The following is a 22,814-nucleotide window of genomic DNA, read 5'->3' as shown; positions in this document are numbered from 1 at the left end:
CTCTCGAAACTATCCTGACCTTGTGAAACCCTTGTCTTCTATTTTGATTTGAGGGTGAATTTGCTGGGAGTGGCTAGATGAAGCAGTTTTCCCTGGGAGTACTACTGTTTTCCTTCCTGTGGTTAGGTGCCTGCACGCGGGTACCGGAGGGGGTTGAGCCAGTACAGAATTTCCAGCTGCAGCGCTATTTAGGCCACTGGTATGAAATAGCCCGTTTGGATCACTCTTTCGAGCGCGGGTTGACCCTGGTAACTGCGGACTACAGCCTCAATCCTGATGGTTCCGTCGCGGTCATCAATACGGGTTACTCAAAAGCACGTGATGCCTGGCAATTAGCGGAGGGGCGGGCTGAGTTTGTCGGTTCCAAGGATGTAGGCCACTTGAAAGTATCTTTCCTTGGTCCCTTTTACTCTTCCTATATCGTAATTGCCCTGGCAGATGATTATAAATATGCGATGGTGTCCGGATATGACAAATCCTATTTGTGGATATTGTCCCGCACCCCAACTATGCCAAAGGATGTACTGGAGCAATTTATACAGAAAGCCAAGGCGATGGGTTATCCCGTCGATCAGCTGATATTCCCCAAGCAGGAGGCGCAGCCGGGTAATAAACCCTCCGCGCAGTCTTCAAGATAAGGGCCTGTTTAAGATTCTGCGCTCCCTCCACCAGCTTGTGCAGACCAATAACAGCAAAATCAAAGCCGGCCATTGGCGCTCAATAGGCATTTTGCCTGAGTGACGATTATCAACTGGCCCCAAGCGTGCGGCGGCCATTTGTCGGGCCTCCCTGGCATTTAGGGACCGTTGCCACTTGGGCCAGTCCTGTTTGGCAAAGATATAGAAGTTTAATACCGGCTCCCCATCCATATCAGTCTTAAGCTGATGCCAGCCAGAACCCTGTGGCCAGAAGCTGTAGCACTGGCCCTGGGAATTACTACTTACGGCGACACCACTGATGGGTAGGGAGTTTTCTTGGGAGCTTAATAATATTGGTCTCTGATTAGAAAAAAGTGGGCTGCATAGGGTGGTGCGTTCCTGAGTCCGCGGTAACTTATTGGAGAGGGTTACTGGCGGCTGACTACCCAAATGCTTGAGTTGGTAATCAATAATGGACTTCCACAGGCTGGCGAATTCAGTAGCAAACCCACTGGTTAGCCAGCGGTGGCTGTCGCTAAATAGAATAAAACCCAAGTGCTGCGTCTGGGTTGAACGTCCCCAGAAAAGGGGAGTTTCTTCATTATCCAGTAAGAAGTCACTGGAGCTGGGCTGCACGGCTATAAAGCCAGAATTGCGCAGTGGGGGAATCTCCGCATTGGCCGCTTTTTGGTAGCCAAAGCCGGAGTGTAAACGGGTATCTTCTCCCTTTTGCAGAGGCATGGATTGGGCTGCAGCGTATTGGAGAAACTCTTCAGAGCTATCGCCACTGACTAACCATAACAGTGACTTTGTGGTGGCCAGCTCGCTGAGCTGATGTTTTTGTTGAGAGGAGAGTTGCGGCCACAAACTGCTATCGAGAATGACTAAATCGAAGGGACTTTCCTTTGTGAGTAGATCCGCAGACTCGGTAAGTGGAAGCCCATTGAGAGTCTCTTTTCTACTAATTTCAGGTGCCAACTGGGTCATCACTTGTGCTGCTACACCGGATTGACGCAGCCAGCGGGAGAGGGCGGCTGTCTCAAAAGAGGGGCGTGCCAGCCACAGTAACAATTTGGGCTGGAGCGGTTCTCGCACCAGGATGGGTAAAGGATCTGTATGGATTTCGCCGGTTTCGCTTTCCGTCCGTACTCGGTATAGCTGGGGGCCCGCGAGTTTTGGAGTGGCAGTGAGTTGTGCCTGAATTGCTTCTCCCACTTTCAGCTCAAGACTGTCTTCAATATGGCCGTAGGGATTGAGCAGACTAATTTGTCGGTTTTCAGTCAGTGGCTGGTTGTTGTGAACCTTTAACTTTAAAGAATCACCCAGGGTAATTCGCCGCTGCCAGTCGAATTCCCAGCTGCTATCAGATTCCTGGATATTCGATAGCTCCAGGCGCACTGGTGCCAGGTCCCGCAGTTTGTCGCGGCCGAGTGGCTCCCCATTGAGGGAGATATTTTCCACACCATTGAGATTTATTGGATGTGAACTCGCCAGCGCTTTGCTGTCGATAGAGATATTGCGCTCGGCGGGAATGATTGCCGGTGGCTGCCAGAGCATCCAGGCACTTAACCAAATCGCCAGTTGCAGGCCATAGTCGAACGGTTTGGCGCCTCGGCGCAACAGTACGAGTGATGCTAAACAGGCCAACAGGCACAGGCCGGGTATCAAGAAATCAATCACAATGATTTCCCCCCTTGCTGGTGTAGCCAACGGCTGAAATGGCCGTCGGCCTCTGTTTGCAAAGGCAGTGAAGGCGCAGATTCCGGTGCTGGCAGTAGCTGATAGAGCAGCTGATTCAGGGAGTTTGTGCAATCAATGCAATTCGGTTGCTGGTGGCGCTGCTGGTATAAACGCAGCTGTTTGGATAGCTCCAGGCCGAGATCCAGTGATTGCTCTGTGGCTAGCTCATTTATCTGCACCAGCAGATCGGTATCGAGTTCGGCGCCAGCATCTACCTGGGCCATTAGGGCGAGCACCTGTGCTCTTTGTTTTTGTTCAAATGCACTGTCGACAGTTTCTGGCGCTACGTCTTCCCGTTCACCGCTAAGCCGGCGGCTTTCGTCTATGGGGGGCGCCTCGAACCCGACTCTCTGTAAGTAAATACGCGAAGCCTGCTGTACTTCCTTGATAAAGCGCAGAGCTCGGTGCTGATGGGGCAGGGAGGCCTGGGGCTCTATAACCGACAGGTCGCGCCAGGAACTCCACATGGCATTTAGCGCGTTGCGCAGTAGCTCCTTGGTCTGGGGGTCGAACAGGGTGGCATGTTCAGAGCTGTCATGCTGATGCCCGGCGGAAGCGACTATGCGTGCTGCCTGTTGGAAGTGGGAATCCCGCTGTACGAAGGGAGTCGCATTTTCTTCGCCATGTGCCTGGTGCTCACCTTGTTCTGTATGATCGTGGCTATGGCCGTGTTCGGACTCCTCTTCATCATCGTGCTCCTCGGTCTCTGCGCCAGAATGCTCCGCTTCCGAATCCTCTTCGCCGAGAAAGCGGCCGTAGCGCATGCGCAGCAAATTCTGTTCATAGGCTAAACCCTCGGAGCGTTTGCGAAATGCCTCCGGATGCAGCTGTTCTCGCTCGGATAGCAGGGCCTCGGTATCAATAATCAGCTGGCGTTGGCTGCGGAAGTACTCCGGCAATATTTTAATCGCCATACCCTCGCTGTCGCTCAGCCCGAAAATCTCTTCTTGCGGCCAACGCAAGATAAAGTGTTGGCTCTTGGCAACGTTGGCGCTGGGCTCGCGGTTATCCCTGGCTTCCAGATACCAGTAGAGTTCATCTCCCGCTTCCATGGAAAACTGGTGGATGGGCAGGGTGAAATCGTAGCGAGCTGCTTTCTTATCTTCCGAGGGGCTTGTTGATAAAGCAGTGGATTGCAAACTGGTGAGTGGAATACGCTCTTCGCGAAAGCGTAAATTTTCCCCGGTGCCGCTGGCGAGGGTGACCAATAAATCTGCAGAACTCACCTGGTAATCATCACTAATTATTACTTTCACGGGAATACCTTGGGTGCTCCCTTGAATGGTATCGACGCGCAGGCTGGGTGCCTCAAAGGTAAACTCCGGGGCACTGTCTTTATGCACCCGAATATTATGGATTTCCGGCAAAAGTATTTGGCTCTCCGCGAATTGCACTGAAAGCTGGTAAAAGTCTGCCTTAGCGATAGTGCGTTGTAATTGCCATTTTTTACTGGGTAGATTACCTAGCGGAGAAAAGGCGAAGCGCTCAGTTTCGGCCAACATTTCCAGCCCTTGCACCGGCTGATTCAATTCGAGTTGCCACTCGACCTTGGACTGCTCCGGCACATCGATTTGTAGGGATTGGCTTTCGGCTGTGAGCCCAGTGTAGGCGGGCGGCTGGATATGGGTTGCCGCGCGCATTATGGCAAGCTTTTCGGCAACGGGAATAACTGTATTTTGTTGCGTGGTCTCAGTTTTATCCCCGGTGAAGTGAGAATCGCTCAGTACAAATAACAATAGTCCCAGGCAGGCACCAAAAGCATTTGTCAGGGCACTGCGGAGTTTTTTTGGACCGAAAGGCGACCGGTCGCCACTTTCCAGCAGTTGTTGCAGCGCTGTTTCGATACGCGCGCGCTGTAATTGCTGCAATGGACTTAGGTTGGTTTTCTGTTGGCTAAGCAACTGGCTGCTGTCTTGCAGCTGTGGATATTGTCCATCCAACTGTCGACATAGGTTTTCAGGGCTTGGGCGCCAGCTGCGATCCAATAGAATGGCTACAACAATAATTCCGAGCCAGGCGAGCAATAGCCACTGTGGCCAGCCGAATACAAAAATGCCCAAGCTAGCCAGAAGGCTGAGGCCAGTGGCAAGCCAGAGATAGGGCCGCAGGGCTGTCAGTTGCCAGCGCCTGCGCACAGCGTTAAGGGTTAACTGACGCTTATCCATGGTCAGCCTCCCCATTACTAACAGTTGCCATAATGGCTGCAGGTCGCGATAGGGCAATTAGGCGTTCAAAGGCCAGAAGTAACAGTAGGGCGATAATTAACCAGGGTTGCAGTTGTTCAATACGACGGTTTTCCACCTCGCTGTCTTCTACAGGAAGGCCTGCCACTACTTTATTGGCAGACCAGTGGCCACGATTTTGGTGTTGCAGAGCCCAGTCTTGCCCAGACCACTGCTGCCATAAGCGTTCAGGTAAATCCGCGCGGCGATAAAAGGCCTCGCTATACCAGTCACTTTCGTAGCGCAGCCAACTTCCCCGTCCCACTGAGGCCGCCTGAGCTGACTGGCTGTTATCCACAGCAACGAAGTTGAGATTATCGGCAGGGGGGATACTGTTGTCGGTGATTAACAGGCCCCCATCTGTAACAAATTCCAGCACGGCTTGTGGCAGGGGAGCGAGGCCTGTGTAGATCAGCCAATCTGTCTGCTCCACGCTGGGCGTATCTTCTCGTTCCAGAGTTTGCACCGATAGTCCTGGCATATTGTTGTGCCAGTCTTCCAGCACTGGCGCCCACCAGCTGAGCGCATTGCCCATTAAAGCGATACTCGGTAATGCCTGGCTCGGAGCTGTGGATGCTTTGTAGAGGCCGTGCCACTGCCAATGGGGACTGACTCTTAGTGCCTGGTGGGATGCTGGAACCCCATTGTTTATCAACAGGATATGAGCCCTGCGCAAATCAGCCCGGCGTGATAGTGCTGATAGAGTTTTCCACAGGTCCACATTTTGTGGTGGGGGTGAGGTTACGGAAGGCGTTTCTGGGGATAACCACAGTACTTTATTACCTTCCCCCATAAGCTGCGGCAGTGAATTGTGGATAAATGTATTCGCTTCGCCCGCCCCAATTCTGGGGTCTACCAGTATCACGCCCTCTTGGGGATAAATTTCCCGTTTAATCAGCGGCTGTGCCAATAAACTTGCCAGCAGGGCGACGATTAGCAGGCGCAATAGCAGCAACCACTTGTTATCCACAATAGGGCGGCGCGCGCGACTCTGTGAATATCTTTGTACCCATTGCAGCGCAGCAAAGGAGACCTGTTGTGGATTACTTCGGCGCAGCAAATGAATGGCGATAGGGATAATTAGGGCTGTGAATAGCCATAGCCACTGTGGGGATTGAAATAAGTGATTTATCCACAACATCTCAGCACAACCTGCCGTGCAGCTGAATAAATTGCCGCAGTGACTTTTCCACAGGCTGCTCGATAAGGTCGGTCTGTAGTGAACACTCCTGTGCGGCAAAGCGTGCTTTTAACTCGCGCTGTGCATGAGCAAAAGCATCCAGGTAAGACTGGCGTTGCCGCTCGGCATCCACTTCTAAAGTTGCGGGAGTGCTGGCGCTTACTTCTGGATTGAGCAGCTTTAGCTCTCCGAAAAAAGGAAAAGTCTGCTCGGCTTCAACTAACAACTGCAGTGGCAGGCAGGGGCGGCCGGCGGCATGCAGGCGTGCGGCAAAATCGCCGATCTCATTACCCTGTTCAAAAAAATCACTCAGCAACACCACCTGACAAGGGCGTTCAAAGTATTGCCAAAGCGGCGCCAATTGAGCGTGATTTGGCCAGTGGTCGCTGGCGTCGAGTTGTTGCAGCTGAAGAGCGATTTGGCGCTGGTGGCTTTCGCCCTGACCTTCGGGCACATAAACGGTCTGTCGGTTGTTAAACGCCAGTAGGGAAAAGCTGTCTCCTTGGGCGTTGAGCAGCCAGCACAGGCTGGCAATCCAGTACTTGGCGTAATGCAGTTTATTCAGGCTGGGCTCGACAAAGCTTGCCTGGCCCAGGGAGGCGCTGGTATCGAGCACAAAGCACACGTGCATGCGGCTCTCCTGCTCGGTCTCGCGCACATAGTAGCGATCGCTGCGGGCGAACAGTTTCCAGTCGATATGGCGGATGGAATCGCCCGCTTGATAGCCTCGATATTGGTGAAATTCCAGGCCGGTGCCACGGCGCTGGCTGTGTTGCACACCGAGCATCACGCCCTCGGCAATATGTCGCGACAGCCACACCAGGTCGCGACAACTGGCCAGGGTTTTGGGGGACAGGTATTCCACGCTGATCAGTCCCGGCCCGGTTCCGGCACCGCTGCCAGTAGTTCTTCAATCAGCTGTGGCATCTGCACGCCATCGGCCTGGGCCTGGAAGCTGAGCAGCACCCGGTGGCGCAGTACCGGCAGTAACAGGCTGCGGATATCCTCGCGGGTGACGGCGAGCCGTCGTTGCAAAAGGGCCCGCGCCTTGGCGGCGAGAATCAGAGCCTGCCCCGCGCGGGGGCCGGCGCCCCACTTGATCCACTGTTGCAGGGTATCGCTGCCGCTGGTTTCCATACGGGTAGCGCGCACTAGTGCCGCCACGTAGCGGTACAGGTCGTCGCTTACATGAATTTCCCGCACCAGTTTCTGCATTTCCCTCAGTTGCTCCGCATCCAGGCTGGGGCTGGGTTTGACCCTGCTGGCACCAGTGGTGGAGCGCAGGATTTCAACTTCATCCCGCTCATCGGGATAGTCGATATGAATATTTAACAGAAAGCGGTCCAGCTGAGCTTCCGGCAGTGGATAGGTACCAGCCTGCTCGATGGGATTTTGTGTGGCCAGTACGAAATAGGGATCGGGCAATTTGAGTGTTTTACCGCCCACCGTTACCGAGCCTTCCTGCATGGACTCCAATAGGGCTGCCTGGGTTTTCGGCGGCGTGCGGTTAATTTCATCGGCGAGCAGGATATTGGTGAAAACCGGGCCCTGCTGGAATTTAAAAAAGCGCTTGCCGGTGCTGTGATCCTCTTCGAGGATCTCACTGCCGAGAATATCTCCGGGCATTAAATCCGGGGTGAACTGTACCCGCTTAAAATCCAGCGCACTGGCATCGGCGAGGGTTTTTACCAGCAGGGTCTTACCCAGCCCCGGCACCCCTTCGAGTAGGGCGTGGCCCCCGGCCAATAGGCAGATCAACATCTGCTCCACTACGGGTTTCTGGCCGACAATCACCCGCGCAATCTCCTGTTGCAGATTGTCGAGGCTGTGCAGTTGTTGTTCGATACTATTTTCCAGGGTGGTTAGCATAATCAGCTCGTCAGTGCGTAAATAACAATGTTCACCGCAAATTTTGTGTTATCGATGGCGAGCCAGCGTTTGTTGCGGTAGTCGTAGTCCCATTCGCAGCCGAAATCTTTGTTGCTGTAGAGCACGGCGATACGGCCGTTTACAACAATGGCTTTCAGGTAGTCGTGTACCAGATCATCACCCCAGCCATTTAATTCAAAGCTGGTTACCGGCAATTCATCGAATTGAAAGAAACAGCGGTAGAGGTCGTGATCGTCCGGGAGCTTTTGCAGGCAGTCTTCGCCAAACAGCTCGGCCATTTGCGCTTCGAAAGATTTGGCAAAGAGACCGTCGATATCGTGGTTGCAGTCGTCGACAAATACAAAGCCACCGCGATTGACGTAATCGCGAAAATTCTTTGCCTCTTCCGTGGTGAACTGCACCAGCTTGTGTCCGGCCAGGTAGCAGAAAGGCGCCAGCAGCATTTTCTTATCGGCCAGCGGCACTATGTGCTCTTTGGGATCAACCCTGAGATTGGTGTATTCCATCAGTGAATTGAGCAGGTTGGAAGGCATGCGCTGGTCCACATCCCAGTCACCGGACTCGTACATCAAGCGGGTGAAATAGAAATCGTAGTGCTCCTGCGCACTACCCGGTGCTGTATTTTGTGCGCGTGTGCCCAGCGGCAGCGCTGCGGCGCAGCTACCCAGGATCAGGCGCTGGAGAAAAGCCTTGCGGGTGAGGGACACGGGATAACTCTGTTACTGCGTTGGTTTTTATTGTTGAGAGCAAAGGAAAAAAGGTGCTCCATTCGAGACACGCTGTAAATACATCCCTGTACGCTCGTAATCGGCATCCATGCCTCATACGGCCTCAAACGGAGCACTTTCTTTCCTTCTACCCATTTATTTTCAATGCTGGGAGCTGACTGGTTTGCTGGCCAGCTCCCGCCTGGCTCAATGGCTAGCCCAGCTTGCGCTTGGTGTTAATCACATTGATACCGTCGAAGCGTGCAGTGGAACTACCGTGGGATACCGCACTGGTTTGCATCGGCTGTCCCTTACCGTCAAAGAAGGAACCACCCAGGCGGTAATCATCTTTGTCGCAGACCTGCGAACAGGCATTCCAGAATTCCTGGGTGTTGGACTGGTAAGCGACGTCCTCCACCATGCCGGTAATCTTGCCGTCTTCAATCTCGTAGAACAGCTGTCCACCAAACTGGAAGTTGTAGCGCTGCTGATCGATGGAGAAGGAACCGGCACCCACAATATAAATGCCTTTCTCCACATCCTTGATCATATCGTCGACGCTCAGCTCCTCCTTGCCAGGCAACAGCGAAACATTGGACATGCGCTGGAATTGCACGCTGGACCAACTATCTGCGTAGCAGCAGCCGTGGGATTTCTTTTGCCCCAGCATATGTACCTGATCGCGGGTGGCCTGGTAGTTCACCAGCACACCGTCTTTTACCAGATCCCAGTTGCGGGTCTTCACGCCTTCATCATCGTAGCCGACGGCACCGAGAGAGCCGGGCTGTACCTTATCGGCAAACAGATTGACCTTGTCACTGCCGTATTGGAATTTGCCGCTGCGCCATTTATCGATAGTGGCGAAAGAGGTACCGGCAAAATTGGCCTCGTAGCCGAGTACGCGGTCCAGCTCCAATGGATGGCCGACAGATTCATGGATGGTGAGCCACAGGTGGCTTGGGTCCAACACCAGGTCGTACTTGCCCGGTTTGACCGATTTAGCCGTGAGCTTTTCCTTGGCTTGTTGCGCCGCCAGGCGTGCGTCTTCGGCCATATCGTAGGAATCGCGGTAGAGCACTGTCTGCGCTTGGATCTTGTCTTCGGCGCGGCCATCCAGATATTCAAAACCGCGTCCTACCGGCTGGCTAAGGCCCTGGCGGGTACGGAAGCCGCCGGTTTTCTTATCCACTGCGGTGACCGAGAAGGGTGCCCACAAACGGTGAACATCCTGGTCGATATAGGAGCCGTCGGTAGAGGCAAAATACTTTTGCTCGTTTACCAGGTACAGCATGGAGTTGATATAGCTGGCGCCGGCATCCATAGCGGACTTGTTCACGTCCATCAACAGATCCACCTTGTCGGCCAGGGGGATCTGCATAGCGTTTTTCTGGATGGGTGTCTGCCAGCTCACCTCGCCGTGGCCTTTTACCGGAGCCAGCTGTACTGGCTCCTGCTGGTATTTGGAGTTGGCCTTGGCCGTGGCTACTGCCTGGCGGGTGGCGCGAGCGACGCCATCGGCTGTCAGGTCATTGGTGGCAGCAAAGCCCCAGGTGCCGTTGGCAATAACCCGAATCCCCATGCCGATAGATTCGGTGTTCACCACGTCCTGCACTTTCATCTCGCGGGTGATCACGTATTGATTCAGGTAGCGACCAATACGCACATCGGCATAAGTGGCGCCGAGTTTAGTGGCGGTATTCAGAGCTACATCGGCAAATTCTTTTTTTACCGAGAGATCAATACCGCTTTGGGTCAGTTTGCTCTCGGCCACCAGATTGCCGGACAGCGGCAACATGGAAACACCCAGGCCGGCACCGCTGAGCTGGAGAAATTTTCTTCTATCCATTTCGTTATCCTCGATGGGTGCTGGCGGTTAAACGGCGTCGGAAAGGCTGCTGAAAGTAAAATCGCGTACTTTCAGTGCGGGAATCATGGCTGATATGCCCCACATCCCCACTCGCTGGGGTACGCCCATATCCTCGATATTGTTGAGCATGATTACCGGGCTCTCGTTGAAGCGGAAGTTCTTCACCGGGTATTTGATCTTGCCGTTTTCGATATAGAAGGTGCCGTCACGAGTGAGGCCGGTGAGCAACATGGACTGCGGATCGACCATACGGATATACCAGGTGCGGGATACCAAAATGCCGCGGCGGGTATTTTTGATCAGTTCTTCGGTGGATTTATCGCCGCCCACCATAATCAGGTTGTTGGGCTCGGGGACCACTTCGCCTTTGCTTTGCTCGGCCCAGTAGCGACTGCGCGCCAGGTTTTTTACCACGCCATTTTTCACCCACTCGATGCGTCCAAGCTGCATAAAGTCATCGTCGGTCCAGGGTTGAGCTGGCACATCGAGACTGGTGGGGTCGGAGTAGAAATTTACGCGCTTGTCGAACATCTTCTCGCCGGTACGGTTGCCGCCGCCCTTCTTGCTCATAAAGCTGCGGCCTTCGTCGGCACTGCGCGCATCGAAGCCGCTCATCATGTAACCCACCAGGCCGGACACCGCATTGGGCTCCAGGATCACGGTGTACTTGCCCGGTTCCAGGGCGCGGGCTTCCTGGGACAGGACCGCCTTGTCGATGGCCACAGAGGAAGTGCTGCCAGTATTCATCGCGCCGAAATCGGTAACGTCACTTTCAGCCCAACCGGAACCCAGGCCATTCTCGGTGCGCATGGTTACGGTGAAGTTGGCAGAGGTAGAAGCGTGGTAACCGAACAGGCCTTTGCTGGTGGCGACTGCCGCAAAAGAGCGCTGGTCTTCCAGGTAACCTGCGGCAACCACTTTCTTTTCCTTGGCTGCAATAATGGAATCTGCCGCAGCCTTGGCGCGCTGGTCTGGAGTGATATCTGCGGTGGACTTGGCGAAGCCGTCTACGCTGACATATTTCTGCGGTCCCAGCATCGGCATGGCTTCCGGGTTTTCCGGAGACAGCTTGGCCAGCTCTTCGGCGCGACGCATCACTTTTTCCAGGGAGGCATCGCTGAATTCATTGATGGTGGCCACACCGGATTTCTTGCCGAAACGGGCCTCTACAGCCAGCTCGATATCGTTGACGATGCCACTGGTGGAAACACTGTTGCGCGCGTAGCGAATATTGCCGGTCTCGCTGCCGGCCAGTTGCGCGCTGGCTTCATCGGCGCGGCTGTATTTTAAAACCTTGTCGAGAATACGCTTCGCTTCACTTCTACTCAGAATTGCCATTGCCTTTTCTCCAATTACTTATTCTTGTGCGCCCTTCAGGAAATCTTGCGCTTGGTATTGATTACATTAATTTTGTCAAAACGGGTGGTGGAGCAGCCGTGGGATACGGCGCTCACCTGGCTGGGCTGGCCTTTGCCATCGAAGAAGGTTCCGCCCAGGCGGTAATCACTGCTGTCGCATATCGCCGAGCAGGAATTCCAAAATTCCTGGGTGTTGGACTGGTAGGCGACGTCCTCAACCTGGCCGACGATCTCCCCGTTTTTGATCTCGTAGAACAGCTGTCCGCCGAACTGGAAGTTGTAGCGCTGCTGATCAATGGAGTAGGAGCCGCGCCCGACGATGTAAATGCCTTTTTCCACATCGCGGATCATGTCTTTGGCTGAGTACTTCTTCTCGCTCGGAGCCAGAGAGACATTGGGCATGCGCTGGAATTGCACGCTGGACCAGCTATCGCCATAGCTGCAGCCGTGGGATTCCTTTTGGTCGATCATATGTACCTGATCGCGGGTAGCCTGGTAGTTCACCAGGATGCCGTCTTTTACCAGGTCCCAACGCTTGGTTTTAACCCCTTCGTCGTCATAAGCGACGGCACCGAGGGAGCCCGGTTGTACCTTGTCGGCAAACAGGGTGACTTTGTCGCTGCCGTACTGGAACTTGCCGCTGCGCCACTTATCCAGGGTGGCGAAGGAGGTTCCCGCATAGTTGGCCTCGTAACCCAGCACGCGGTCCAGCTCTAATGGGTGGCCTACAGATTCGTGGATGGTCAGGCATAGGTGCGAGGGTTCCAGTACCAAGTCGTACTTGCCCGGATCGATGGATTTAGCCGAAAGCTTGGCCTTGGCCTGCTCTGCCGCGAGCACCGCATCCTCGGCCATATCGTAGGAGGCTTTGTAGAGCGTGGTCTGTCCGCGAATCTTGTCTTTATCGTGGCCAGCCAGGTATTCATAACCTCTTCCCACTGGATCGCTGAGGCCATTGCGCGTTTTGAAAGCACCACTCTTTTTATCTACAGCGGTCACCTGCATGGGCGCCCACAGGCGGTGGATATCCTGGTCGATGTAGGAGCCGTCGCTGGAAGCAAAGTATTTCTGCTCATTGACTAAATACAAGGAAGAGCGGATATAGCTGGCTCCGGCTTTGAGTGCACCGTTATTAACATCCATCAGGAAATCGACTTTCTCACTGATGGGCACCTGCAGGGCATTCTGTTTGATCGGTGTCTGCCAGGAAACCGCGCCTGCGCCTTTAACCGGTGCCAAGCGCACTGGCTCGGTCTGGTATTTCGCGTTGGCCTTGGCAACCGCAACCGCCTGGCGTGCGGCGCGGGCAACGCCATCGGCAGTCAGATCGTTGGTGGCGGCGAAACCCCAGGTGCCATTGGCGATTACGCGGATACCGGCGCCGAGGGATTCCGTATTGACGATATTCTCCACGTTGGTTTCGCGGGTCATAACGTACTGATTGAGATAGCGACCGATGCGCACATCGGTATAACTGGCTCCGGCTTTGCGCGCCGTATTCAGCGCGACATCTGCCAAGTGTCGTTTGTGCGAGCTGTGCATGCCCTCATTGAGCAGTTGCTCGGCGCTGACCTGAATGCCCTGTAGTGGTAATAAAATACCACTGGAGCCGACGCCGGCGATCTTGAGGAATTTTCTTCTTTCCATTGGCTACCTTTATCCCCCCAATAGGGTTTGGGGGTGTGCTTATTGTTATTGTGCCCGATACATACAAGAGGCCCGGCCGGGCGCCTTGTCCAGACAACAAACCTATACAGGTAACAGGCCATGATTGCTTTTGTAAAGTGTTGGTTCGGTGAAATGAGGTTTGCTAGGGGCAAATGGTTACGGAAAGAGGAGGCGGATGAATCAAGTTGCTAGATGGCTGCGCGTTGGCGTACCTCAGAAAAAGTCGTTTCTGTAAGCAGTTTACCATTACGAAACACTGGTCTCAGTAAATTCTTGTAATGATTTACATCCTCCAGACGAATGGTTCTGAAGTCGCCATTTTCGCATTGAATCAGGGCCAGGCGTCCGCGCTTGGATTTTTTCTCTGGCCCTGTGCGCGGGTCCTTGTAGATGTCCCGCCAGATACCATTGATGCGAATAGCACTGGCTTTCATGGCAAAGCTCATTAAATCCCTATCGACTTTTTGCAGCAGCCCGCCTCCCATACCGAAAGCTACATTCTCAGCACTTTGCTTATGCTTCTGCATTGCCTGCAGTATTTTGGGAATAGTGAAGCGAGAGATGCTATCTCCCTGGATAACACGAATATACTCAGGCAAAACACGGTAACCTTTGCTGTTGATGTGAGCTCCAAATATATGCATCAATCGCTCTATACAATCGACAACGATCTGCACAGGGTTGCCGGAGTCTGGGCGGATAACCAAGGTCCCACCACTGTTTTGAATCGTGTTTTTTAATTGGCCACCCCAGATATTTTCCACTGCGTGCCATAAATCATAGCTATCACTGACCACAGCAACGGTTTTATTTTTACCGGAAAAATGCTGCAGAATGTTTTGATAGGCCAATGCTTCCCCATCTCGGCCCCACGCGGTGATGGTGCTATGCTCTGCCGCCGGAATAGAAAATCCGGGCATATCGGCATGGTAAAAATTTCTCGCACCTATTATTCCCGAGAGAGTATCTGTTCCGTGAAAATTCACCAGATGAGCCATACCGCCCAACATGGCACTTTCCAAGCTACTGGCCCCACGCGCACCGAAATCGTGTAATTGGAAGGGGAGGCTCTTTTGGCTGTCGGCCGTTTGCTGTAAATAATGCGCAATGAGTTTTTTAATTTCCCGGCTCTGTGTGGCGACAGTACAGGGATACCAGAGAGCACGCACTAGTGCGGTCTCAAGATAACTGGTCAACCAGAAACAGGATGGGCAGGTATTAACAATTTGTGCCATGACATTGTGTAAAGGAATGATGCCTCCCTCCTCTACAGCACAAATCTCTAAAGGCAGCAGTCCTCGATGTTTACTGACGATATGTTCCCAGCCTGCGCGATTAAAGGGCAAACCGTGGGTTTCTAGTAGCTTTTTTGCCTCTTCGATATTGGCAATTGTGATAGGTCTTTGTAGGTACTGCTTGATAAAAGCTTGTAAACCAAAAAATACCGTTTCAGAAAATTCCCCGCCGCGGCACTCGATATAGCTGCTAATAAATTCCGTACCTGGTGGATATTGCAGGTAGTGGCTGGCTTTATAGCTATCGACATTGAGAATCAGGTTTTCTATCGACATTACATCCGTCAGTTGGCGATGGAACTACTGGGTGTGTCGCCAAAAGCCCGTTTCTGGGTGTGGGAAACAAAAATATTTTTGCGGAAATTCATCTCTGTTAGGATGTGTAAATTAAAACAACTGGCGGTAATAAGAACAATTCCTTACAAAAGTCTCCTGAATTATAGATAGCACAGTTACTAGCATAATATTTTCCTGCGTCGGTTGGTTCTGCCGTACTAATAAGCCATATGAGTTTTAATTGACCCTGTGCATAGTGGTGTGTACTTTTGTATACATGGCAGGTAAGGGATCATTATGCTCAATAAAACACAATCTATATCGGCACGCCTATCGGCGGAAGATTATGCATATTTGATGTCGATTGATCGCAATGGGGCGGTCACCCAAAGTGAAAAAGTACGCGAAATTATTGCAATGGCGAGGGAGTCTATTGGCGGGGATTGTCTTTCCCGCAGCTATCTCTCCTCTGCAGAGGCCATGCTGCCATTAAAGGCTCGTTATCTGGAGGAAAACCAGCGGAGTCTGTTGATTGAGGCGGTAATGGAGTTGCTCACAGAAGGTGCCGCCATTATCAAAGTTTGTGCGGGTATAGAGCCAATGGCACCGGAATTGGAGAAAGACTTGTTGCCGAGTGTCGAGGCTTTCCTGGAAAAAATGTTGCTGATGTCACAACAGAGTAATCCACGGAGCATTCACCGTGATTCCGCCGTGAGAATTCGTGAATGCCTAGAAGGTGAAACTGCGGAATAAGTATCCGCACAAATGAGTTTTATGCTTAAACAAGCAGCAGTATTCATCTTGAAATAAAAGCGGTAATTCAGCAGCCCGTTTTGGGAAGTAATTAATAAAGTTTGTCAGAATTTGAGGGACTTGGTCTGGCTTTATTGGAAATTGAAATAGTAAAAGGAAAGATGATCTTGAGAGAAGGATTAATTAAGCGCATTTCACGCTTAATCTCTGTGTCTGCGAATTCAGTCGTGGGCTCAGTTGAAGCCGCTGCGCCAGAGTCAGTAATGGAACAGGCAATTCGGGAAGTGGATGATGCGATTAAGGATGTGCGAGGCCAGCTAGGGAAAGCAGAGGCATCTAAGTATCTAAATAGTAGAACGTTAAACGACGAAAATACACGTCATAAAAATTTAGCTGAACAAATTACCATCGCTATAAATGAAGGTCGTGATGATTTGGCTGAAGCCGCCATTGCCAAGCAAATGGATATTGAGGTGCAGCTTCCAATTTTAGAGAAAGCGATCAGTGAAAATGAGATAGAAATAAAGGAGCTAGGCTCCTATATTCTTGCTCTGCAAGGTAAGAAGCGGGAAATGCGTGAGAAATTGCAAGAATTTATCGCGGTCAATAAAAATGTAAGAGGTAGCGTTGTTGCTGATGAATATGGTAGGGATAGAAATTCGAAAGCCCAGGTAGAACAAGCTACAGATGCATTTAATCGAGCAATAGATAGTACAGCTATATCGACATTTGATTCCGAAATAGATGCCAGCAAGTTAGCAGAGCTTGAGGAGTTTGCACGAAAGAATCGTGTGAAAGAACGTTTAGCCAAAATTAAGTCGGGGGGCTGATGATATTCTTGTTGCAAGATCAAAACCTGATCTTCACTGGTGCGCTAATTTTAATGTTTATGATAGCGCTTCTTGAAGGTGTGATGACATTGATTGGTGTTGGTATTTCAGATCTACTCGATAACATGCTGCCGGATATTGATATCGATGGGCCGGATGGTGGTGCAACAGGTGGATTGACTAAAGTTTTGGGCTGGTTGCGCTTTGGCGAAGTACCAGCACTGATTCTTTTAGTGGCATTCTTGGTTGGCTTTGGTGTTACCGGTTTACTGATCCAGGTGTTTGTTGAGTCTACTTTGGGTCTGTTATTACCGGGCGGCCTGTTGGCCCTGGTAGTTTTTTTCCTGGCGCTGCCACAGGTGCGCTTTGTTGGTAATTTACTGCGGCGTTTCGCTGTCGGTGATGAGTCTGAAGCGGTGAGAAGAAACTCCTTTATTGGCAGAGTCGCGGTAATTACTGTCGGTAAAGCCGAGGCAGGATCACCCGCAGAAGCACGCTTTAACGATGAATATGGCACCACGCACTATGTGATGGTGGAGCCTGATGAGAGTGAAACTTTTAACCAGGGGGAAAAGGTGTTACTGGTAGAGGAGTTAGGTGTGCATTTCCGTGTGACTCGTCCAACCAGCGAGCACCTGATGGAAAGTAATTAACTGGAGAATCTAGAAGTGATAGGAAACCTACCCATTGTAGTATTTATTGCCGGTGCAATACTGGTTGGCCTGATTGTAATCGGTACCATTTTCGCGCGGCTTTATACCCGTGCCTCTAAAGAACGTTCGTTTGTACGTACCGGCATGGGCGGGCAAAAAGTCATCATGAATGGCGGTGCATTGGTATTACCGGTTTTACATGAAATTATTCCGGTAAATATGAATACCTTACGTCTTGCGGTATCCCGCAAAGAGCATCAGGCGCTAATTACCAAGGACCGTATGCGCGTCGATGTGCTCGCTGAGTTCTATTTGCGTGTAAAGCCCGATGTCGAGGCGATAGCCAACGCGGCACAAACTTTAGGCCTGCGTACTTTGGACCCCGAAGCCTTGAAGGAAATGATTGAGGGCAAGTTTGTCGATGCGTTGCGCTCTGTGGCCGCTGAAATGGAAATGGCGGAGTTGCATGAACAACGCAGCCAGTTTGTACAAAAAGTACAACAGGTGGTTTCTGAGGATCTGTTGAAAAACGGACTGGAACTGGAGTCTGTTTCTTTGACCGGCCTGGACCAGACTCACAAAGAGTTTTTTAACCAGGATAATGTCTTCGATGCTGAAGGCCTTGCCAGCATGACCCGTTCTATTGAAGCGCGTCGTAAAGAAGTTAACGACGTTGAGCAAGAGACTATGGTACAGATCGAGAAGAAAAATCTCGAGGCAGAGCGTCAGAAACTGGAGATCGATAAAGAAAAACGCTACGCACACTTGGAGCAGCAGCGCGAGTTGGAAAATCGTGAAGCAGCACAAAAAGCAGATATCGCCCGTGAATTGGCTGCACAAGAGAGAGGCGCACGTCAGGCGGAGATCGAAGCTCAGCGTGAGGTTAGCCAGTCCCAGATTGCTGCAGAGCAGGCTACAAAATTGTTGGAGATTGAAAAGGAACGTCGCCTAAAGGAACAGGAAATTGAACGTGAACGTATCCTTGATGAGCAGCGTATCTCCAAAGAGAAATCTGTAGAAATTGCGGAGCAAGAGCGGGCAATTGCTGTTGCGGAAAAATCCAAAGAGCAGTCCCAGGCAGACCAGCAGGCCAACGTTGCACTGGCTGAAGCGGTAAAAGCAGAAGAGCAGGTGCGCACCGCCAAGGACGTGGAAGTGGCAGAGCGTGATAAACGTATCGAGATTATCGAAGCCCAGAAAGTGGCTGAGCGTCAGGCTACCGGTATTAAAGTAATGGCCGAAGCGGAGAAGTCAGCTGCAGAAGATAAAGCCGAAGCACTTCGCCTGCAGGCTTCTGCAGAGGCAGAGGCAATTCGTATTAAGGTTGAAGCAGATCGTGAGAAATATGCGGTGGATGCTGAAGGTCAGCGTCTGATGAACGAGGCATACAACAGTCTCAATGAAGCTCAGATTGCACTCAAGAAGGTGCTGAGCCTGCATGAGAATCTGCCCAATATTATCCGTGAGAGTGTTAAACCGATGGAAAGTATTGAGGGAATGAAAATTATTTCTGTTGAAGGTTTAAATGGTGTGGAAGGTCGTGCGTCCAGTGGAATTCTGGATGGAGAATCGGAAGCTAAAGGCCAAAGCCTGCCGGAAGCTTTAGTCGGTAGCGCTCTGAAGCACCGAGCGATGGCCCCTTTAGTGGATTCTCTCTTGAAAGAAGCGGGTGTAGGTAACTTAAGCAACCCCGTTGAGACTGAGGTTTAATATTTTTCAGATTTTGTAGATAAATGTTATTCAGGCTTTATTTACAAGTTATTCAACTGATAAAAACTCTAATTTATCAACCCAGGTCTTTAAAAAAAAACCTGGGTTATTTTCTTAGGGAAAGGAAATTATGAAACGCTGTACCAGTTGTAAAAAAGGTGTGCTCAAACCAGTTGTTATTGAGGAGTTGTTTCGTGCACATACCTGCTCTAGCTGCGGGGGAAACTGGATTCTGGTTGAAGACTATCTGACTTGGAAAAGAAAAACCCCCGAAAATCATTTTTCAGATAACTTAGATGTGCTGAATGAAGTGGTGGCAGAAGATACCAAGAAAGCTATTTTATGTCCGGTAACAGGCATGATCATGCAGAAGTTAAAAATTACTGCAGGCAGTGAACACCGTTTAGATTATAGCCCGGCAATTGGTGGTATTTGGCTGGATAAGGGAGAGTGGGAGCTTCTGAAGGCTGAGGGGCTTGCTGCTTCTCTGAACTCTCTAGTCACTCATGAGTGGCAGAAAAAGGTTAGGGATACTAAAGCACAAGAGACTTTTTCTGAAGTTTATCGGAGCAGATTTGGCGAAGAGCTATATGAGAAAGTAAAAGAGGTCCGTGAGTGGTTGCACTCCCAAGAACAGAAAGCGGATATGCTTGCCTATTTGATAGCGGAAGACCCTTATTCTGCCGAGCGCTAGTTGCTAGTTTTTATAGTGTTATTGATCTGGGGGCAAGATTCACTCCTGTCCCCTTTAGCTAAATAATTGCTACCCAATTGTTATTCAAGTTGACTGTTGTTGGCTCGCTTCTTGATGGCATTAAGAATCACTAAAATCGATTATAAGATCGCTTTAATTATGATATAGAAGCTGCCTACATTTTTGTGATTGAATTTCTTCGTTTCTAAACGAGACGATAGGCTATCTAAGAATGGGAATTGTTTTCCTTATTTAATCGAGGAAAACATCATTGTCACCTAAATCATCCGTCTCTGGATTTTCTAAATCAATGTTTTAATAGTAAAAAATATTTGTATGAAATTGATAATTTGTTCTCATTTTTTTTCGAGAGGATTTTGTAGGCGTCTTTGAAAATTAAAATCTTGATGTTAATCTAATTTAGGTCGCTAATTTGTTTAACTGTGACAATTAACATATAAAAAAATAATTGAGTTAGGAAGATGACTATTAAAAAATTATTCTTAGCGGTTTCTTTAATTGTTTGTTCTTTTACTGCATTCCCTGCATTTTCTGCAGATCTGGTGTGCAACCTTAATGTGAAAGCTGGAGGAAGTGTATTTGGTAATGGCACGAACCGCTGTGGTGGTCTCGATTTCAGTTTTGGGAATTCAACTTCGGGAAGCTGGGAAATTACTAATATCACCAAGTCTATCGATCGTATTAATTGGGTGAAAGGTTGCAGCTCGGGCTTATACTGTTCCGTGACAGTAAGGGCTTATTCGCCTAACCAAGCTGAAGTCTATATACATTATGTTGATGGAAGTATTGAATACTTGGAAGGCTCAATGTTTTACGAAACTGGACATTAAGTTAGTAATTTAAGTTAGTAATTTGGCGCCGATTGTTCTATCGGCGCTTCTATCTATCAGTGGACATCTGCTTAATCAGATAATACTCACGCCAATTTTCTCGCTTCAATTACATGGCGAACCCTCTCATCATCGGCTTTTATTAAAGCCATGGAATACAAGGACTATTACAAGATTCTCGGTCTGGAGCGAAACGCTGATCAGGCGGAGATTAAACGTGCCTATCGAAAGCTGGCACGTAAATATCACCCGGATGTCAGTAACGAGGAGGGTGCAGAAGAGCATTTCAAGGAGGTAAATGAGGCCTATGAGGTGCTTAAAGACCCCGAAAAGCGTGCAGCCTATGATCAGCTAGGCGCCGGTTATCAGTCTGGACAGGACTTTCGGCCGCCTCCAAATTGGGATCAGGGATTTGAGTTTCATGGTGGTGGTTATACCAATGCTGACCCAGAGGCTTTTAGTGACTTCTTCGAAAGTCTTTTTGGCCGGGGTGGATTCAGCCAGGGTTACGGTGGCAGGCAGAGGCGCCAATTTAGTGCCCAGGGAGAAAATACCTATGCGCGAATTGCCATAGACCTGGAGGATAGCTACCGCGGTGCCACCCGCCAGATCACTCTGAAGCACTCGGTATTGGGTGCGGATGGGCGCCCGCATATGCAGGAGCGTACCCTCAACGTAAAAATTCCTAAGGGTATTACTGAGGGGCAGCAAATAAGACTGGCAGGACAAGGTGAACCGGGTATTGGTGAGGGGAAGCCGGGCGATCTGTATCTGGAGATCAACTTTAATCCCCACCCTCTTTATCGTATTGAGGCTAAGACCGTCTACTTGGAACTGCCTCTTGCACCTTGGGAAATCGCATTGGGCGCTAAGGTACAGGTGCCAACACCAGAGGGGGCGATCAAGCTGACAATTCCAGCTAACAGTGAAAATGGCAAAAAGCTTCGCCTTAAAGGCCGCGGCATTCCCGCCAAACAGCCGGGGGACATGTATGTTGTGTTGCAGACGGTAACACCGTCGGCGTCTACAGATGCACAGCGCGATGCTTACCATAAATTCAGCGAAGCGTTTGAATATAACCCGCGTAAGTCTATGGGGGGTTGGGAGTGAGGATCAAAAAACTTGAGCGGGTGACCGGCATCCTCTTGGATGAAGATAGTGAGCTAAGCCTGAGCGAATTGTGCCGGGCTTGTGGAGTTCCTGCAGAGCGAATAATTGCCCTGGTGGAGGAGGGTGTAATCGAACCCCGCCACCGGGAACCACAGTGGCGCTTCAGTGGTATCTGCGTGCGCCGAGTTCGGCGGGCATATACCCTGGAGCGTGATTTAGGTGTCAATTTGGCCGGTGCGGCTCTGGCTATCGAATTACTAGAGGAAATTGAGAGGTTACAGGCACACTTGGCGCGGCTAGAGGCGCGCCACAGGCGTAAATAATATCTAGCGCACTGATCGCATGTGTGGACCTATAACCTCAATTTTTTCAATCCAAATGGCCCCACTGTAATCTTGTGGCAAGTAGTCTAACTCCTCCGGTTCATAGATACCGGCAAGGCCCCGCTTGCCACCTTGGTGATTTACCGCCATAACCAAGCTTCCCACCTGAGCTACCCGCGCAGAATAGCGATTGGGCCAGCCCCAAAGGGCCCATTTCCAAGTGTTGGGGGCAACCACTATGCTGTTGCGGCAGGCATCAGGCATGTAGCCACTCCAACCAATAAGCACATATTGCAGTGCACATTTCTTTGCACTGGTCTTGCTGAAGGCTAGTGCGTTTGGTCGTAATTCCCGGATCCTTTCTATTGGGCGGGTACCCCCATAAACCATCAGGCGGGAGTCAGTGAGTAATTGGTGCTGGCGTAGATAGGCATCCAGTCGGTCTGCTTCCGTTGGGTCATTGCTTTTTATATTGATAAGAAATTGTCGATTCGGGAAGTGTTGCAGAACCTCCTTTAAAGTAGGTAGCTGTCCAATACCTTGGCCGCGAAAGGGAAAAGTTTCACCACCATCGAAGGTATAGCCGTAGCCAATATCGAGCTTCTTTAAGTCTGCGAGGGAATGTTCCCGAGTAACGCCTTTTCCATCTGTACGGCAATCCAGGGTCCAGTCATGAAAAACGGCAAACTCACCATCAGTGGTGGGGTGAATGTCTAGTTCAACAATATTTGCACCGTGAGCAAAGGCAGCCTCCATGGAGGGTATAGTGTTTTCCAGGTAGCTGTGTTCAGGTCGGAATATACGAATAGCTGTGCAATCGTCACGTCCCAGGTTATCGCGATTGTAGGTTTGGTAGACTCCACGATGGGAAATCAGGATGGGGTCCCCCTGGGGAGCCGGTGCCAGCCAGGAAGCATTGAGTAGATAAATCACCCCAAATCCGAGAAGAGAAGTCAGTACTCCAATTTTGATGATAGGACCCCGCCCCATAAAATTGTCTCCGTATTTCCTGTTGAAGGTGCGCCAATACTAGCTGGCTTTGGCTCAAA

At 50.9% G+C, this 22,814-nt stretch carries 20 protein-coding genes; 9 read left to right on the top strand and 11 right to left on the bottom strand.

The window, feature by feature from the left end:
- Positions 1-77: 77 nt before the first annotated feature.
- On the top strand, positions 78-638 hold the full coding sequence (locus tag ACJJIP_RS20325; RefSeq protein ID WP_020413800.1) for a lipocalin family protein: 561 nt from the start codon (positions 78-80) through the stop codon (positions 636-638).
- Here the strand turns inward: ACJJIP_RS20325 and ACJJIP_RS20320 are convergent.
- The 10 genes from ACJJIP_RS20320 to ACJJIP_RS20275 all read right to left on the bottom strand — a co-directional run bounded on the left by ACJJIP_RS20320 (position 630) and on the right by ACJJIP_RS20275 (position 14,841).
- Entirely contained in the window at positions 630-2,318 is a 1,689-nt protein-coding gene (locus ACJJIP_RS20320; RefSeq protein ID WP_444902407.1) for a hypothetical protein, read from the bottom strand. The genes ACJJIP_RS20325 and ACJJIP_RS20320 overlap by 9 nt on opposite strands.
- Entirely contained in the window at positions 2,315-4,543 is a 2,229-nt protein-coding gene (locus tag ACJJIP_RS20315) for a hypothetical protein (protein WP_444945885.1), read from the bottom strand. Before ACJJIP_RS20315 ends, ACJJIP_RS20320 begins: the two co-directional genes overlap by 4 nt.
- On the bottom strand, positions 4,536-5,741 hold the full coding sequence (locus ACJJIP_RS20310; RefSeq protein ID WP_444945884.1) for an N-terminal double-transmembrane domain-containing protein: 1,206 nt from the start codon (positions 5,739-5,741) through the stop codon (positions 4,536-4,538). Before ACJJIP_RS20310 ends, ACJJIP_RS20315 begins: the two co-directional genes overlap by 8 nt.
- 1 nt (position 5,742) lies before the next feature.
- Positions 5,743-6,645 carry a DUF58 domain-containing protein gene (locus tag ACJJIP_RS20305; protein ID WP_444945883.1) on the bottom strand — a complete coding sequence of 301 codons (903 nt, stop codon included), beginning with the start codon at positions 6,643-6,645 and terminating at the stop codon, positions 5,743-5,745.
- 5 nt (positions 6,646-6,650) lie between these two features.
- Positions 6,651-7,649 (bottom strand): AAA family ATPase, encoded by a 999-nt coding sequence (locus tag ACJJIP_RS20300; protein WP_444945882.1) that lies wholly within the window; start codon positions 7,647-7,649, stop codon positions 6,651-6,653.
- Positions 7,650-7,651: 2 nt separating this feature from the next.
- Positions 7,652-8,377: a DUF4159 domain-containing protein gene (locus ACJJIP_RS20295; RefSeq protein WP_444945881.1), complete on the bottom strand. Its 726-nt coding sequence runs from the start codon at positions 8,375-8,377 to the stop codon at positions 7,652-7,654.
- Between the two features lie 214 nt (positions 8,378-8,591).
- A complete protein-coding gene (locus ACJJIP_RS20290; protein ID WP_020413793.1) occupies positions 8,592-10,223 on the bottom strand; it encodes a TldD/PmbA family protein in 1,632 nt (543 codons plus the stop codon).
- 27 nt (positions 10,224-10,250) lie between these two features.
- On the bottom strand, positions 10,251-11,582 hold the full coding sequence (locus tag ACJJIP_RS20285) for a TldD/PmbA family protein (RefSeq protein WP_282951987.1): 1,332 nt from the start codon (positions 11,580-11,582) through the stop codon (positions 10,251-10,253).
- Between the two features lie 35 nt (positions 11,583-11,617).
- Complete coding sequence (locus ACJJIP_RS20280) at positions 11,618-13,249, bottom strand: TldD/PmbA family protein (RefSeq protein WP_020413791.1); 1,632 nt, start codon at positions 13,247-13,249, stop codon at positions 11,618-11,620.
- A gap of 209 nt (positions 13,250-13,458) precedes the next feature.
- Positions 13,459-14,841 (bottom strand): nicotinate phosphoribosyltransferase, encoded by a 1,383-nt coding sequence (locus ACJJIP_RS20275; RefSeq protein ID WP_020413790.1) that lies wholly within the window; start codon positions 14,839-14,841, stop codon positions 13,459-13,461.
- 297 nt (positions 14,842-15,138) lie between these two features.
- Here ACJJIP_RS20275 and ACJJIP_RS20270 point away from each other — a divergent pair, with 297 nt between their 5' ends.
- The 8 genes from ACJJIP_RS20270 to ACJJIP_RS20235 all read left to right on the top strand — a co-directional run bounded on the left by ACJJIP_RS20270 (position 15,139) and on the right by ACJJIP_RS20235 (position 21,765).
- Positions 15,139-15,594, top strand: coding sequence for a hypothetical protein (locus tag ACJJIP_RS20270; RefSeq protein ID WP_444945880.1), 456 nt, complete (start codon positions 15,139-15,141; stop codon positions 15,592-15,594).
- A 101-nt stretch (positions 15,595-15,695) separates the two neighbouring features.
- Positions 15,696-16,424: a PspA/IM30 family protein gene (locus ACJJIP_RS20265; protein WP_282951985.1), complete on the top strand. Its 729-nt coding sequence runs from the start codon at positions 15,696-15,698 to the stop codon at positions 16,422-16,424.
- Positions 16,424-17,077 carry a YqiJ family protein gene (locus tag ACJJIP_RS20260; protein ID WP_020413787.1) on the top strand — a complete coding sequence of 218 codons (654 nt, stop codon included), beginning with the start codon at positions 16,424-16,426 and terminating at the stop codon, positions 17,075-17,077. The genes ACJJIP_RS20265 and ACJJIP_RS20260 overlap by 1 nt, the downstream gene beginning before the upstream one ends.
- 15 nt (positions 17,078-17,092) lie before the next feature.
- Positions 17,093-18,787 carry a flotillin family protein gene (locus ACJJIP_RS20255; protein ID WP_020413786.1) on the top strand — a complete coding sequence of 565 codons (1,695 nt, stop codon included), beginning with the start codon at positions 17,093-17,095 and terminating at the stop codon, positions 18,785-18,787.
- 130 nt (positions 18,788-18,917) lie between these two features.
- Positions 18,918-19,481, top strand: coding sequence for a TFIIB-type zinc ribbon-containing protein (locus tag ACJJIP_RS20250; protein ID WP_282951983.1), 564 nt, complete (start codon positions 18,918-18,920; stop codon positions 19,479-19,481).
- A 482-nt stretch (positions 19,482-19,963) separates the two neighbouring features.
- Positions 19,964-20,332, top strand: coding sequence for a hypothetical protein (locus ACJJIP_RS20245; RefSeq protein ID WP_020413784.1), 369 nt, complete (start codon positions 19,964-19,966; stop codon positions 20,330-20,332).
- Positions 20,333-20,482: 150 nt separating this feature from the next.
- Positions 20,483-21,442, top strand: a complete 960-nt coding sequence (locus ACJJIP_RS20240; RefSeq protein ID WP_020413783.1) for a DnaJ C-terminal domain-containing protein — start codon at positions 20,483-20,485, stop codon at positions 21,440-21,442.
- Positions 21,439-21,765 carry a chaperone modulator CbpM gene (locus ACJJIP_RS20235; protein WP_020413782.1) on the top strand — a complete coding sequence of 109 codons (327 nt, stop codon included), beginning with the start codon at positions 21,439-21,441 and terminating at the stop codon, positions 21,763-21,765. Before ACJJIP_RS20240 ends, ACJJIP_RS20235 begins: the two co-directional genes overlap by 4 nt.
- 3 nt (positions 21,766-21,768) lie before the next feature.
- Here ACJJIP_RS20235 and ACJJIP_RS20230 read toward each other — a convergent pair whose 3' ends face one another.
- Entirely contained in the window at positions 21,769-22,755 is a 987-nt protein-coding gene (locus ACJJIP_RS20230; RefSeq protein ID WP_020413781.1) for a glycerophosphodiester phosphodiesterase family protein, read from the bottom strand.
- Positions 22,756-22,814: the final 59 nt, after the last annotated feature.

The sequence above is a fragment of the Microbulbifer variabilis genome (assembly GCF_052467165.1).
The sequence above is the reverse complement of the archived record's forward strand: the minus strand, read 5'-3'. Positions and strand labels throughout refer to the sequence as shown.

Excerpts from the sequence above, each read along its gene's own strand:
- ACJJIP_RS20310 (WP_444945884.1), bottom strand. The coding sequence starts at position 5,741 with ATGTTGTGGATAAATCACTTATTTCAATCCCCACAGTGGCTATGGCTA.
- ACJJIP_RS20300 (WP_444945882.1), bottom strand. The coding sequence starts at position 7,649 with ATGCTAACCACCCTGGAAAATAGTATCGAACAACAACTGCACAGCCTC.
- ACJJIP_RS20325 (WP_020413800.1), top strand. The coding sequence starts at position 78 with ATGAAGCAGTTTTCCCTGGGAGTACTACTGTTTTCCTTCCTGTGGTTA.
- ACJJIP_RS20270 (WP_444945880.1), top strand. The coding sequence starts at position 15,139 with ATGCTCAATAAAACACAATCTATATCGGCACGCCTATCGGCGGAAGAT.
- ACJJIP_RS20250 (WP_282951983.1), top strand. The coding sequence starts at position 18,918 with ATGAAACGCTGTACCAGTTGTAAAAAAGGTGTGCTCAAACCAGTTGTT.
- ACJJIP_RS20245 (WP_020413784.1), top strand. The coding sequence starts at position 19,964 with ATGACTATTAAAAAATTATTCTTAGCGGTTTCTTTAATTGTTTGTTCT.
- ACJJIP_RS20285 (WP_282951987.1), bottom strand. The coding sequence starts at position 11,582 with ATGGCAATTCTGAGTAGAAGTGAAGCGAAGCGTATTCTCGACAAGGTT.
- ACJJIP_RS20240 (WP_020413783.1), top strand. The coding sequence starts at position 20,483 with ATGGAATACAAGGACTATTACAAGATTCTCGGTCTGGAGCGAAACGCT.
- ACJJIP_RS20290 (WP_020413793.1), bottom strand. The coding sequence starts at position 10,223 with ATGGATAGAAGAAAATTTCTCCAGCTCAGCGGTGCCGGCCTGGGTGTT.
- ACJJIP_RS20230 (WP_020413781.1), bottom strand. The coding sequence starts at position 22,755 with ATGGGGCGGGGTCCTATCATCAAAATTGGAGTACTGACTTCTCTTCTC.
- ACJJIP_RS20260 (WP_020413787.1), top strand. The coding sequence starts at position 16,424 with ATGATATTCTTGTTGCAAGATCAAAACCTGATCTTCACTGGTGCGCTA.
- ACJJIP_RS20275 (WP_020413790.1), bottom strand. The coding sequence starts at position 14,841 with ATGTCGATAGAAAACCTGATTCTCAATGTCGATAGCTATAAAGCCAGC.
- ACJJIP_RS20315 (WP_444945885.1), bottom strand. The coding sequence starts at position 4,543 with ATGGATAAGCGTCAGTTAACCCTTAACGCTGTGCGCAGGCGCTGGCAA.
- ACJJIP_RS20280 (WP_020413791.1), bottom strand. The coding sequence starts at position 13,249 with ATGGAAAGAAGAAAATTCCTCAAGATCGCCGGCGTCGGCTCCAGTGGT.